The sequence below is a fragment of the Streptomyces sp. NBC_01077 genome (assembly GCF_045162855.1).
GTDB lineage: Bacteria > Actinomycetota > Actinomycetes > Streptomycetales > Streptomycetaceae > Streptomyces.
Map to the genome: position 1 here is coordinate 1229094 of NZ_CP108669.1, position 13205 is coordinate 1242298.

Genomic DNA, 13205 nt, shown 5'->3' on the forward strand with positions numbered 1-13205 from the left:
CGGGCCACCCGCGCGCGGACGCGTCTACTCGAAGGCCGCCGCGGCCTCCTTCAGCGCGGCGGCGACGGCCTCGGGCGCGTCGGGGCCGGGGGCTCCGGGCCGGTAGGTGACGGACTTCAGGCGGCCGGTGAAGCGGAAGGACCGGTGGCGCTCGAAGAGCGGCCAGGAGACGGGGGACTTGCGGTCGACGCCGACGCTGATGCCCTGGAACGGGGCCATGCCGATGAGCTGGTGCACGCTGTCGGGGGCGGCGCGGTGCTCGCCGTTCACGGTGATCGCGAACCGCCAGCGCAGCCCTTCCTCGGCCGTGGCGTCGAGGAGGATCTCGTGCGGGCCGGGGCCGAGGGGGCCGGCGTCGGTCTCGTGGAGGGTTCCGTACTCGTTGTACGCGAGGGCCAGCCGGCCGTTCTCGACGTACAGGCTGTAGCCGCCGCCCTGGTCGCCGTGGGAGACGAGGACACCGTCCCCGGTCTCGTCGACGGCCACGGCGATCTGGAAGGAGCGCAGGGAGACGAGCCGCGAGGAGCGGTAGCGCTCCAGCTCCGGGGTGCCGGGCAGCAGGGCGAGGGGGCGGGTGAGGCGCTCGTCGGCGGGGTTGCGGCGGGCGAGGGCTCCGCTGTGGTCGGGCAGGGGGAAGACGCCGTTGCGCCAGGCGGCGTCCTCCCAGGCCGTGGAGAGTTCCTTGACGAGTTCGGGGTGTGCGGCGGCGAGGTCGTGGATCTCGGTGGGGTCGGTACGGATGTCGTACAGGGCCCATTCGGAGTCGTCGTAGGGGGTGCCGGGCCGGTGGAGGGTGACGAGCTTGTGGCCGTCGCGGTAGTGGCTGCGGTTGCCGGTCATCTCGCAGTACTGCTCGGGGTGGGTGGAGTCGTGGGCGGTGTCGGCGAGGACGGGGGTGAAGCTGATGCCGTCCGGTTCCTGGAGCGGGACACCCCTGCGGCTCTCGGGCCGGGCGAGACCGGCGAGTTCGAGGAGAGTGGGAGCGATGTCGGTGACGTACTGGTACTGGGGGCGGAGGCCGTTGGCGAGCCGGCCGTCCCTGGCGCCCGCGGGCCAGGAGAGGACGAAGGGCACGCGGACGCCGCCCGCGTAGGTGTGGCCCTTGTAGAGGCGGAACGGAGTGTTGGAGGCCATGCCCCAGCCGCGGGGGTAGTGGACGAGGCTTCGGGGGCCGCCGATGAGCTCCGGGTCGCGGTCGACGTCGGGGTCCCAGTCGCCGGGGAGGCGGGGATGGTGGACGAAGCGGCTGAAGTAGGAGCGGGTGCCCTCGGCGCCGCCCTCGCCGGTGCCGCCGTTGTCGGAGGTGAAGACGATGACGGTGTTGTCGAGTTCGCCCAGGGCGGCGAGGGTGTCGGTGAGCCGGCCGAGGTTCTGGTCGATGTTGTCGACGAGGGCCGCGTACACCTCCATATAGCGGGCGTAGAGCCGCGTCTGATCTTCCGTCAGGGAGTCCCAGGCGGGGACGTCGAGTCCGGCCTCGCTGTTGCGGGCGGGGAGTTCGGTGCCGGGCGGGAAGAGGCCGGCGGCGAGCTGGGCGGCGAAGCGCCGCTCGCGCAGCACGTCCCAGCCCTCGTCGTAGCGGCCGCGGTGGCGGGCGATGTCCTCGGCCTTGGCCTGGAGGGGTCCGTGGACGGCGTTGTGGGCGAGGTAGAGGAAGAAGGGCTTGTCCGGCTCGTGGGCGCGCAGCGACTTCACCATCGAGATCGCCTGGTCGGTGATGTCGTCGGTGTAGTAGTAGTCGTCGGGGAACTCGTCGATGTCGAGGGGGCTGTTGTCCCGGACGAGCTGGTGCGGGTGGAAGAGGCTGGTGAGGCCCTCCAGGACGCCGTAGTACTGGTCGAAGCCCTTCTGCAGGGGCCAGTTGCCCCGGTGGTCGGCCGCGTTGGAGGCGGAGTCGCGGACGAGGTGCCATTTGCCGACGGCGTAGGTCGCGTATCCGGCGTCGTGGAGGAGTTCCGCGAGGGTGGGGATGTCGTCGGCTATCTCCATGCCGTAACCGGGGAAGCCGGGGTCGGAGTTGGCAACCATGGCGTACCCGACGCGGTGCGGGTTGAGACCGGTGAGCAGGGCGGCACGGGCCGGTGAACAGAGCGGCATGGTGTGGTAGTTGGTGAGCCGGACGCCCTCGTCGGCCAGTCCGTCGAGGACCGGTGTGGGGATCTCGGACCCGAAGGGGCCGATGTCGCTGAAGCCCATGTCGTCGACGAGGACGACGACGATGTTGGGGGCCTTGGCGGGTGGGGTGGTGCGGGTGGGCCAGGCGGGTTCGGACTCGGCGAAGGTACGGCCGACGCGGCCGGGGAAGCCTTCGTAGGGGTCGCGGCGGGGTGCGGTGCTCATGCGGGGGCGGGTCCTTCCGAGGGCAGCGAGCGGGCGCAGCGGAATCCGCCGTGGCCGGTCGAGGAGTCGGGGGTGTTGTGGGAGCGGGCGGCGACCCGGTAGCGGTTGCAGTAGGAGGTGTGGCAGAGGTAGGAGCCGCCCCGGATGACACGCTCCCCCGGGCCGAAGGCGTCCTGGCACCACTCCCAGACGTTGCCGGAGGTGTTGTACAGGCCGTGGCCGTTGGGTTCGTACGCGGTGACGGGCACGGTGCCGATGTGTCCGCCGGGCCGGTCGGAGCGATGCGGGAAGTCGCCGGTCCAGGTGTTGCACATCTCCTTGCCGCCGGGGGTGAAGTCGTCGCCCCACGGATAGCGGGCGCCGTCGAGGCCGCCGCGGGCCGCGTACTCCCACTCGGCCTCGGTGGGCAGCCGGACGCCCGCCCAGGCGCAGTAGGCGAGGGCGTCGTCATGACTGATGTGGACGACCGGGTGGTCGGCGCGGTCTTCAACGTCGGAGCCGGGGCCCTCCGGGGTGTGCCAGGCGGCGCCGCTGACGCCGAGCCACCAGGGGGCCTGCGGAACGGCGCCGAGGACGTGGCGTTCGGCGACGGGGTGGAGCAGCAGGTGGAAGACGAAGGAGGAGCCGAAGCGTTCGGCGTCGGTGCGGTACCCGGTGGCCCCGACGAACTCCGCGTACCGGGCGTTGGTGACGGCGGTGGCGTCGATCGCGAAGGGCGCGACGGTGACCTCCCGTACAGGTCCCTCGCGGTCGGCCGGGTACCCCTCGCCGAAGGCGTCGCCCATGCGGAAGGTGCCGCCGGGCAGCTCCACCATGGGGTGGGGCGGCCGGGCGGTCCGTACGGTCGGCAGGGGGAGCAGATCGACGGCTCGGGCAGCGCCGGCGTCTCCCGTGCAGCGGCGTCCGGGGGTGCAGCAGGCGTTCACACGGACACCGCCCCGGCGGGTACCCGTACCGGTACGGGGTCGGGCGCGGCGGCGAGCAGCGCGCGCGTGTAGGGGTCGCGGGGGCGCTCGCACAGCTCGTCGGCGCCACCGGTCTCGACGATCCGGCCCTCGTGCATCACGGCGATGCGGTGGCTCACCTGGCGGACGACGGCCAGGTCGTGGGCGATGAAGACGAGGGCGAGGCCCAGGTCGCGCTGGAGGTCGGTGAGGAGGCCGACGATCTGGGCCTGGACGGAGACGTCGAGCGCCGAGACGGGTTCGTCGCAGATGAGGACGTCCGGTTCGGGGGCGAGGGCGCGGGCGATGCCGATGCGCTGCCGCTGGCCGCCGGAGAAGGAGCGGGGGTGCCGGTCGCCGGCGGCCGGGTCGAGGCCGACGAGACGGAGGAGTTCCGCGACGCGGGCGGGGCGCTCCCCGGGGGCTCCGATGCCGAAGGCGCGCAGGGGTTCGGCGACGATCTCCCCGACGGTCATGCGGGGGTTGAGGGAGGCGTACGGGTCCTGGAAGACCATCTGGACGCGGCGGCGCACGGAGTGCAGCTCGGCGCGGCCGGGGCGGGTGACGTCCCGGCCGTCGAGGAGGATCCGGCCCGCGTCGGCGGGGTGGGCGTGGGCGAGGACCCGGGCCAGGGTCGACTTGCCGGAACCGGACTCGCCGACGATCCCGAGGGTCTCCCCGGCCGCGAGGGTGATCGAGACGTCGTCGAGGGCGGTGAAGCGGCGACGGCGGCTCTTGAACGTCTTGTGGAGGCCCTCGGCGGCCAGGACGACGGCTCCGGGTGCGGGGCGGTCGATCCGGGCGGGCGGCGGGGGCGGCGGCAGCGGTTCGGTGCGTTCGGCGGCGGGCAGGCAGGCGGCGCGGACGGGGCCGCCGACGGTTCCGCCGAGGGTTCCGCCGAGGGTTCCGCCGAGGGCGACGAGCGGTGGGGTGGTGGTGAGGCAGCGATCCTCGGCCAGGGTGCAGCGGGCGGCGAAGGCGCAGCCGGTGAGCGGGAGGTTCAGGTCGGGCGGGGTGCCGGGGATGCCGGTCAGACGGGTGCCGGACGGCGCGGAGAGCCGGGGCACGGCGGCGAGGAGTCCGGCGGTGTAGGGGTGGCGGGGCTGGGTGAGGACCTCGGCGGTGGGGCCGTCCTCGACGACCGTGCCGCCGTACATGACGAGGACGCGCTCGCAGGCGCGGGCGACGACGCCCATGTTGTGGGTGATGAGGACGAGCGCGGTACCGGTGGTACGGGTGAGCTCGCCGAGAAGGGTGAGGATCTGGTCCTGGACGGTGGCGTCGAGGGCGGTGGTGGGCTCGTCGGCGAGGAGGACGTCGGGTTCGCCGGCGAGGGCCATGGCGATGAGGACGCGCTGGCGCTGGCCGCCGGAGAACTGGTGCGGGTGGTCGTCGAGCCGGCGCTCGGGGTCGGGGATGCCGACGAGGCGGAGCAGCTCGACGGCCCGGGCGCGCCGGGCGGCCTTGTCGCGTCGGGGACGGGGGGCGACCTTGTCGCGTCCCGCGCGGGGTGTGGCGTTGTCGCGTCCCTCGTGGACGCGTCCCGCAGGAGCGCGTCCCTCGTGGGCGCGGAGGACCTCGTCGAGGTGGCGGCCGATCGTGAGGACGGGGTTCAGGGCCGTCATCGGGTCCTGGAAGATCATGCCGATGCGGACGCCGCGCACGGCCCGCAGCCGCTCCTCCCCGGCCGTGACGAGGTCCTCTCCGTCGAGCCGGACGGAGCCGCCGGCGATCCGGCCGGTGCCGGGCAGCATCCCGAGCAGGGCGAGCGCCGTGGTGGACTTGCCGGAGCCGGACTCACCGACGACGGCGAGCGTCTCTCCCCGGCGGAGCGTGAACGACACGTCCCGGACGGCATGCAGCGTCCCGCCGTCGGGAGTGGTGAACTCCACGTCGAGCCCCTGGACTTCGAGGAGCGGTGGGGTGGTCATCGGCGTATCTCCCGGTTCAGTGCCTCGGCGGTCAAGGAGAGACCCAGGACGAGCGCGGTCACGGTCACGAGCGGTCCGGCGGCGAAGTGCGGGGCCTGGGCGAGATAGGGCATCGACTGACTGAGGACGGCTCCGAGGGTGGGCTCGGGGGGCCGGACGCCCACACCGAGGAAGCTCATCGCGCCTTCGATGAAGACGGCGACGGTGAGGGAGACGGCGATCTGGACGACGAGCGGGTCGGCGGCGTTGGGCAGGATGTGACGCGTGAGGATCCGGCCGCCCGAGGTGCCGCCGACGCGGGCGGCCGTCACGTACTCCCGGCCGCGCTGGACGAGGATGCCGGTGCGCAGCAGCCGTCCGAAGACGGGGATCTCGGCGAGCGCGATGACGAGGATCACGGGGAGCCGGCCGGGGCCGAGGACGGCGGTGACGGCGAGCGCGAGGATCAGTCCGGGGAAGGCGAGGATCAGGTCGAACGTGCGCTGGACGACGGTGTCGGCGATCGGGTGGACGGCGGCGGCCAGGGCGAGGAGGCAGCCGAGGGCGGCACCGAGCGGCACGGCGACGACGATGATGCCGAGGTCCGCGCGGATGCCGTGGAGGAGCCGGGCGAGGAGGTCACGGCCGAGGTCGTCGGTGCCGAGCGGGTGGCCGGGGGTGCCGGGGCCGGCGAGTGCGAGGGCGCTCTGGTCGGTGGGGCCGTGTCCGGCGAGGAGCGGCGCGAGGAGTCCGGCGAGGACGACCAGGCCGACGAGGGCGAGTCCGGTGCGGCCGCGGGCGGTGGCGAGGGCGGCCCGGTAGGGGTGGCGGGGCCTGCGGGTTCGGGCCGTTTCGGCGGTGGCTGGGGACGGTGTGGCAGCGAGGGTGGTCATGGTCACTCCCACCTGATCCGGGGGTCGAGCCAGGCGTGGACGAGGTCGGTGAGCAGCTGGACGAGGACGAAGACGGTGACGAGGAGGAGCAGGAGGTCCTGGACGACGGGGTAGTCGCGGCGGACCAGGGCCTGTTCGGCGAGCTGGCCGAGGCCGGGCCAGGCGAAGATCGCCTCGATGAGGACGGCGCCGCCGAGGAGGTGCCCGGTCTGCATGCCGAGGAGGGTGACGACGGGCGGGAGGGCGTTCGGCAGGGCGTGCCGCCAGAGCAGGCGGCGGGGGGCGATGCCGGCGGCGGTGGCGGTACGGACGTAGTCCTCGGCGAGGGCGCGTTCGATGCCGTCCTTGAGGTAGCGGCCGAGGACGGCGGCGCTGGGCAGGGCGAGGCACAGGGCGGGCAGCAGCAGGTACTGGACGGCGAGGTCGGGTGCGGTGAGGAGCGGGACGCGTCCGCCCGGGGGCAGGACGCCGAGGATGACGGCGAAGAGGAGGACGAGGAGCACGCCGGTGACGAAGGGCGGCACGGCGAGCGCGACGGTGGTGAGGGCCCGTACGGCTCCCTGGACCCAGCGGTTGCGGGAGGTGGCGCCGAGGATGCCGAAGGCGGCTCCGAGGACGACGACGAACAGCAGGGCTCCGAGGGTGAGTTCGACGGTGGCTCCGAGTCCGTCCCCGATGAGGTCGGCGGTCTGTCCGCCGATCGCGTAGGACGGTCCGAGGTCGCCGGTGAGGAGGTCGCCGATCCAGCGGAGGTACTGGGTGTGCAGCGGGGCGTCGAGTCCGAGGCGGGCCCTGATGGCGGCCTCGGTCTCGGGGCTCGCGTCGGGCCCCGCGAGGACGGCCGCGGGGTCGCCGGGGACGAGCCGGAGGACGGCGAAGGCGACGAACGACGCGACGAGGAGGACGAGGAGGGCGGAGGGAAGTCTCCGCAGCAGGTAGCCGCGCATCTCATACCGCCAGGTAGGCGTCGTCGAGGTTGAGGTAGGAGAACTTGTTGAGGGTGACGCCGCGCAGCTTCTTCGCGGAGACCTGGACGGCGCCGCGGATGACGAGGTCGATGATGAACGCCTCGTCGAGGAGGGTGTCGGTGATCTGCTGCCGGAGGGCGTTGGCGCGGGCGCCCGACTCCGGAGTGGTCCAGGCTTCGCGTACGACCTTCGTGTAGGCGGCGGAGCGGAACTTCGAGGTGTTCTTGGCCTCGTTGAAGGGGTACGCGCTGACGGCGAGGGTGGAGGGCTGGACCTGGGCGAAGCCGTGGCTCATGGACCAGAGACCCGGCATCTTCTGGGAGATGAGGTTCTTCTGCGCGGTGGCCGGGTCGGTGGGCTCGAGGGTGACCTGTACGCCGATCTGCTTGAGGTCGTACTGGATCGCCTCGGCGACCGCGGTGTCGCCGGGCAGGTTGATGTGGAGGAGCGGCAGGTCGAGCCGGGTGTGGCCGGCCGACTTGAGGAGCTCGCGGGCCTTGCCGGGGTCGTACGTGTAGTGGGTGCGGCCGGCCTCGGTGAAGGCGGGTGAGGACTTGGGCCAGGGGGTGGCGGAGGCGAGTCCGTAGCCGCCGAGCACCTGCTTGAGGATCCGTTCGCGGTCGATGGCCCGGGCGAGGGCCTGCCGGACGGTCTTGTCGTTCAGCGGGGCCACGGTGGTGTTGACGCCGAGGTAGTAGGCCCCGCCTCCGGTGGTGTACTCGCTGATGGCGAGCTCGGGGGTGGAGGCGACGGCGGCGAGGTTCTTGCCGGGGACGCTGAACGAGAGCTGCGACTGGCCGGTGCGGAGGGAGGACAGCAGGGCGTCGGCCTGGGGTACGACACGGAGTTCGACGCCGTCGAGGTAGGGGCGGCCGGGCTGCCAGTACTTCTCGTGGCGGGTGAAACTGAGGCCGGTGCCGGGGCTCCACTTGGTCAGCTCGAAGGGCCCGGTGCCGTTGAGCTTCTTGCCGGTGACGGCGTCCTCGATGCTGTGCCGGTCGGTGATGATCATGAATTCGAAGAGGTCGAAGAGGTTGTTCACCGGATGGGCGAGCCGGAGGACGAGTTCGTGGTCGCCGCGCTTCTCGAAGCCGGTGACGGCGGCTGCGGTGGCCCTCAACTGGGCGGCTCGGAGCGGGTTCTGAAGGTTCTTCACCGCGAAGACCACATCGTCGGCGGTGAAGGGCCGGCCGTCGTGGTAGGTGACATCAGTGCGGAGCTTGAGGGCGATGCTGCGGCCGTCCTCGGCGTACTCCCAGGAGGTGGCGAGCTCGGGCTGCGGCTTCAGCTGGTCGTCGTAACGGGTGAGGGTGTTGTAGATCAGCCGCTGCTGGAGCGACTGGCCGCTCTGGGCGAAGAGCAGGCTGGGGGTGAAGTCGCTGTTGACGGCGACGGTGACGGTGCCGCCGCGACGGGGCCCCGCACCGGCCTTTCCGGCGGGCGCCTCGGCCTCGGAGACCGCCGAGCGGCAGCCGGCGAGTCCGAGACCGAGCAGCAGGGTGCCGCCGCCCGCGGCGCGCAGGGTGGTGCGCCGGGAGGGGGTGGAGGGCGTGGAGGAGTACAGCTCGGTCATCGATGCCTGCCTGTGGAGGAGAGCGGGGGCGCGCGGACGCACAGATTCGTTCCGCTGCGGAAGGAAGGGGGCGAGGGAAGAGCGGGATACGGGAGGTCCCCGCAGGCGCGGGGCACGCGGCACGGCATACGGCAGTGCGGCGATGCGGTGCGGGAGTACTGCTACCGGTTCGGCGGCCGGGACGCCAGGGGGCGCGATGCGTCAGCGGAGCGACGCCGGGCGACCCGCCGTCGGCAGGTCCGGAGCAGAACGGGTGGGGCCGGCGCGGTGGCCGCCGCCTGGGTCAGACGCGGACGGCACAGACCGCGCTGGCCTGTCGACAGAGGTCGACGTGCCTGCGGGAGATGAGGCTCATGTCCGGATTCACGGGAGCAATATGACAGTGGCTTCGCGGGGCGGTCAACCGCACTTGACCGCATTCTGAGACGACATCAGCTCGCACCCTCGGCGGGAAACAGCTCGCCGATGGTCTCAATAGGCCTCCTGAACAGGGGATTCAACAGAACCGTGCCCGCCGCGACGGGCAGCGTGGCCGGTCCGGCATGTGGACTGACGATCCGTTCGGGATCGTCGCAGACGTGCGAGAGGTCGATCGCGGCCCCACGGATCTCCTCCAGATACTCCGGTTCGAGGACGCTCGCCTGCTCGGTCACGACGACCAGGTCGGGGTTGAGGACGTCGAGGAGGAGGGCGGTGGCGCGGCCCACCGCCCGGGCCCGCTCGCGCAGCAGCCGGTCGGCGCGCCGGTCGCCCGCCGCCGCCGCGTCCACCACGAGGGAGGTGTCGGGTTCGGGAACGATCCCGCGGCGTACGGCGGTGCGGCCGAGCGCGGTGTTCGAGGCGGTCGCCTCCAGACAGCCGGAACGCCCGCACGGGCAGGGGACGGTGGAGTCCGGCACGGGCAGGTGCGCCACATCGCCGGCCGCCGACCCGGGTCCCTGGTGGACGACCCCGGCGAGCCCGACGGCCGCGTCGACGACATTGCCGATGAACAGGTGGACCAGGCTCCGCCGGGCGGCGGGCCGGCCGAAGAGGATCTCCGACTGGGCGATGGAACGGGCGTGGTTGTCCAGGCGTACGGTTCCCCCGCCGAGGCCACGGGCGAGTTCGGCGGCGAGCGGCCGGCGGCGCCAGCCCAGGGCCTGGTGGCGGACGACCACTCCCTCGGCGGGGTCCACCCAGCCGCCGACCGCGGCGCCGACGCCGAGCAGCGGGCGGCCTCGCGTGTGCGCGTCGAGGAAGACGCGGAGTTCGCGGGCGACGGCACCGGGCAGCCCGTCCGGCGTGAGGCCGTCGTGGGGGTAGGTGCGGTGGGCCAGGACCTGTCCCCGCAGGTCGACCAGGGCGAAGGTCGAACTGGGGACGCCGAGATGGACGCCGCCGGCGACCGGCCCGCCGGAGGCACCGATGTGCAGGTCGACGGGGATCTGGGGCCGTCCCACTCCTCCGCCGCCGACCGGTTCGGGCAGCTCACGCAGGAGACCGAGCCGGGTGAGGTCGGTGGCCTGACGCGAGACGGCGGCGGGGCTGAGGCCGGTGAGCCGGGCGACGGCGCTGCGGGCCACCGGTCCGTGGTCGAGGACGGTCCGCAGGACGGTGGCGGCGTTGGCCTCGCGCCGTCCGTCGCCCGCCATCCGGGGACCGTGCGGGGTGTTCCGCGTCATGGGTGCCTCTCTGTTCACTGTTGCGGTGGTGTGAAATCCCGGAGCGGCCCCCGCGGGCACCGCCGACCTCCCGCCCGCGTCGGCCCCGCCCCTTGCCAGGACGGGAAGAGGTCGCAGGTCAACGGCGGTTCGACGGGGCGCGCCAGGTCGGTCCGACGGCGCCGGGCAGGCGCCGATTCAACCATCGGGGGCGGCCGTTCGGGGAGGGGAAGGGCGCTTGACGTACGGCGGCGGCCGCTGCGAGTCTCCGGGACATGTTCGCGACCTCCTCCTGTCCCGCCGTCTCCGGCGTCTGATCCTCGCGACCCTCTGTTGTGAGCGGTACGCCGCTCCAGCTCTCGCACGTCTCGCCCTGCCCCGAGGCCCGTCGGCCGCCGCTCGGCCCGTTGCGGCGCTCGCACGACGCATGAGAACCCGTAGGAACTCACCACCTCTCTCCGGCACTTCTCATCGGCTCATTACTTCCGCTCCGAGATTAATTCCGTCCGGAACCTGTCCGAGACCGTCCGGGACTCGCCCGAGACCGGTCCCGGACCCACGAAAGGACCCACCATGTCGACCGCGACCACCACCGTCACCGTCCAGAAGGTCGGCGGCCGCCTCGGCGCCGTCATCTCCGGCGTCCGCCTCGGCGGCGAACTCCCCGCCGGGACCGTGACCGAGATCCGCGCCGCACTCCTCGCGCACAAGGTCGTCTTCTTCCGTGGCCAGGACCACCTCGACGAGGAGGCCCACGAGGCCTTCGGCCGACTCCTCGGCACGCCCGTCGCCCACCCCACCGTCCCCTCCGCCGACGGCCGTTACTCCTTCCCGATCGACTCGGACTACGGCGGCCGCGCCAACCAGTGGCACACCGACGTGACGTTCGTGCCCGCCTACCCCGCCTTCTCGATCCTGCGCGCGGTGGTCATCCCGCCGTACGGCGGCAACACCCTGTGGGCCAACACGGCCACCGCGTACGAGAACCTCCCCGAGCCGCTGCGCGCCCTGGCCGACAGCCTGCGCGCGGTGCACTCCAACGACTACGACTACGCGGCCCTGCGTCCCGGCGCCCTGCCCGAGCAGCTCGCCCGCTTCCGCGAGATCTTCGCCTCCACGAAGTTCCTCACGGAGCACCCGGTGGTACGGGTCCACCCCGAGACCGGCGAGAGGACGCTGCTCCTCGGCAACTTCGTCCAGCGGATCAGCGGTCTGACGGGAGCCGACTCCCGCGCCCTGCTCGGCCTCTTCCAGTCGCACGTCGAGCGCCCCGAGAACACCGTGCGCTGGCAGTGGCAGGTCGGCGACGTGGCCATCTGGGACAACCGCGCCACCCAGCACTACGGCGTGGACGACTCCGACGACCACGTGCGCAAGCTGCGCCGCGTGACGATCGACGGCGACGTACCGATCGGCGTGGACGGCCGCTCCTCGGTCCTCCTCGCGCCCGAGTCCGTCCCGGACCCCGCGTTCGGCATCGCCTCCGGCGACGCCGCGGAGGAGCCCGCCGCCGTATGACCAGCGTCCTGCCCCGGGTGATCGTGGTGCTCACCGACCAGCAGCGGTGGGACACCACGGGCACCCACGGCAATCCGGCGGGGGTGACGCCCGAGTTCGACCGGCTGGCCCGCGAGGGCACGCTGGTCGAGCAGGCGATCACCCCCAACCCGGTCTGCGCGCCGGCCCGTTCGGCACTGCAGTCCGGCCGCTGGCCGACCTCCACCGGGGTCTTCCGCAACGGCCTCCCGCTTCCGGCGGACACGCCCACCCTCGCCTCGGTCCTCGGTGCGGCGGGCTATGTCACGGGGTACATCGGCAAGTGGCACCTGGCGGGCGAGGACGGGCCCGACGGGCCGGTGCCGCCCGGGCGGCGGGGTGGCTACAGCCACTGGCTGGCCTCGGACCGACTGGAGTTCACCTCGGACGCCCACCGCACGGTGGTGTTCGACGGGGAGGGGGAGCCGGTCCGGTTGCCGGGTTACCGCTCGGACGCCCTCGTCGACGCGGCGATCCGGTTCGTCGCCGACCATCACGACAGGCCGTTCCTCCTCTTCCTCTCCCTGCTCGAACCACACCACCAGAACGCGACGGACGACTACCCGGCCCCCGCCGGGTACCGGGAGCGGTACGAGGGCCGGTGGCTGCCGCCGGACCTCGCCGCACTGAGCCCGTCCGCGCCACAGGGCGGAGCCCACCGCCACCTGGGCGGCTACCTGGGACAGATCAAGCGGGTGGACGAGGGCGTGGGGCGCCTCCGCGACGCCCTCCGCAGCCTGGGCATCGAGGACGACACCGTGCTCGCCTGGACCGCCGACCACGGCTCACATTTCCGCACCCGCAACTCCGAGTACAAGCGCTCGGCGCACGACGCCTCGGTACGGGTGCCGTGGGCCCTGACCGGTCCGGGCTTCCGGGGCGGCGGGCTCGTCCGGCAGCCCGTGTCCACGGTCGACCTGATGCCGACCCTGGTCGAGGCCGTGGGGCTCGACGTACCGGACGGTGTGCAGGGCCGGTCGCTGCTGCCGCTCGTCGGCGGTGGGACGGACCCGGGCCGGCCGGCATCGGTCTTCGTCCAGATCAGCGAGGACCAGGTGGGGCGGGCGGTGCGCACCGAGCGGTGGAAGTACGTGGTGTCGGCGCCGCCCGGGGTGGACCCCTGGCGGGAGGCGGCCGCCGCAATCTACCGGGAGACGGAGTTGTACGACCTGGCCGCCGATCCCTACGAGCTGGAGAACCTGGTGGGTCTCACCTCTCATCGCGAGGTGGCCGACGGGCTGCGCGACGCGCTGGCCGCGTGGCTGCTGCGGGTCGAGGGGGCGAGGCCGGTGATCGAGGCCGCGCCCTCCCGGACCCTCGACCAGCGGCGTCCCGAGTCGTTTCCGGAGGACCGCGTCCCGTGGAAGGGGGTGAAGTTCGGACACCGCTGACCTGGGG

General features: G+C 72.9%; 10 protein-coding genes. 2 read left to right on the forward strand and 8 right to left on the reverse strand.

What is annotated here, in order from left to right; genetic code table 11:
- Positions 1–24: 24 nt before the first annotated feature.
- The 8 genes from OG462_RS05615 to OG462_RS05650 form a co-directional block, all read right to left on the reverse strand.
- Complete coding sequence (locus tag OG462_RS05615; protein ID WP_406055014.1) at positions 25–2340, reverse strand: arylsulfatase; 2316 nt, start codon at positions 2338–2340, stop codon at positions 25–27.
- Positions 2337–3155: a formylglycine-generating enzyme family protein gene (locus OG462_RS05620; RefSeq protein ID WP_406066380.1), complete on the reverse strand. Its 819-nt coding sequence runs from the start codon at positions 3153–3155 to the stop codon at positions 2337–2339. Before OG462_RS05620 ends, OG462_RS05615 begins: the two co-directional genes overlap by 4 nt.
- 107 nt (positions 3156–3262) lie before the next feature.
- The gene (locus OG462_RS05625) at positions 3263–5215 is read right to left on the reverse strand and encodes a dipeptide ABC transporter ATP-binding protein (protein ID WP_406055016.1); all 1953 of its coding nucleotides are present in this window, start codon (positions 5213–5215) and stop codon (positions 3263–3265) included.
- The gene (locus OG462_RS05630) at positions 5212–6087 is read right to left on the reverse strand and encodes an ABC transporter permease (protein ID WP_406055017.1); all 876 of its coding nucleotides are present in this window, start codon (positions 6085–6087) and stop codon (positions 5212–5214) included. Before OG462_RS05630 ends, OG462_RS05625 begins: the two co-directional genes overlap by 4 nt.
- A gap of 2 nt (positions 6088–6089) precedes the next feature.
- On the reverse strand, positions 6090–7034 hold the full coding sequence (locus tag OG462_RS05635) for an ABC transporter permease (RefSeq protein WP_406055019.1): 945 nt from the start codon (positions 7032–7034) through the stop codon (positions 6090–6092).
- 1 nt (position 7035) lies between these two features.
- Positions 7036–8628, reverse strand: coding sequence for an ABC transporter substrate-binding protein (locus OG462_RS05640; protein ID WP_406055022.1), 1593 nt, complete (start codon positions 8626–8628; stop codon positions 7036–7038).
- 283 nt (positions 8629–8911) lie between these two features.
- The gene (locus OG462_RS05645) at positions 8912–8983 is read right to left on the reverse strand and encodes a putative leader peptide (protein ID WP_327166350.1); all 72 of its coding nucleotides are present in this window, start codon (positions 8981–8983) and stop codon (positions 8912–8914) included.
- Positions 8984–9059: 76 nt separating this feature from the next.
- Positions 9060–10292, reverse strand: a complete 1233-nt coding sequence (locus OG462_RS05650; protein ID WP_406055024.1) for an ROK family transcriptional regulator — start codon at positions 10290–10292, stop codon at positions 9060–9062.
- 552 nt (positions 10293–10844) lie between these two features.
- On the opposite strand from OG462_RS05650, the gene OG462_RS05655 reads away from it, so the two are divergent.
- Positions 10845–11789, forward strand: a complete 945-nt coding sequence (locus OG462_RS05655) for a TauD/TfdA dioxygenase family protein (protein ID WP_406055026.1) — start codon at positions 10845–10847, stop codon at positions 11787–11789.
- A complete protein-coding gene (locus OG462_RS05660) occupies positions 11786–13198 on the forward strand; it encodes a sulfatase-like hydrolase/transferase (protein WP_406055028.1) in 1413 nt (470 codons plus the stop codon). The genes OG462_RS05655 and OG462_RS05660 overlap by 4 nt, the downstream gene beginning before the upstream one ends.
- The last annotated feature ends 7 nt before the right edge of the window (positions 13199–13205 follow it).

Coding starts and splice junctions, on each gene's coding strand:
- OG462_RS05650 (WP_406055024.1), bottom strand. CDS start 10,292: ATGACGCGGAACACCCCGCACGGTCCCCGGATGGCGGGCGACGGACGG.
- OG462_RS05635 (WP_406055019.1), bottom strand. CDS start 7,034: ATGCGCGGCTACCTGCTGCGGAGACTTCCCTCCGCCCTCCTCGTCCTC.
- OG462_RS05640 (WP_406055022.1), bottom strand. CDS start 8,628: ATGACCGAGCTGTACTCCTCCACGCCCTCCACCCCCTCCCGGCGCACC.
- OG462_RS05615 (WP_406055014.1), bottom strand. CDS start 2,340: ATGAGCACCGCACCCCGCCGCGACCCCTACGAAGGCTTCCCCGGCCGC.
- OG462_RS05620 (WP_406066380.1), bottom strand. CDS start 3,155: ATGGTGGAGCTGCCCGGCGGCACCTTCCGCATGGGCGACGCCTTCGGC.
- OG462_RS05655 (WP_406055026.1), top strand. CDS start 10,845: ATGTCGACCGCGACCACCACCGTCACCGTCCAGAAGGTCGGCGGCCGC.
- OG462_RS05660 (WP_406055028.1), top strand. CDS start 11,786: ATGACCAGCGTCCTGCCCCGGGTGATCGTGGTGCTCACCGACCAGCAG.
- OG462_RS05625 (WP_406055016.1), bottom strand. CDS start 5,215: ATGACCACCCCACCGCTCCTCGAAGTCCAGGGGCTCGACGTGGAGTTC.
- OG462_RS05630 (WP_406055017.1), bottom strand. CDS start 6,087: ATGACCACCCTCGCTGCCACACCGTCCCCAGCCACCGCCGAAACGGCC.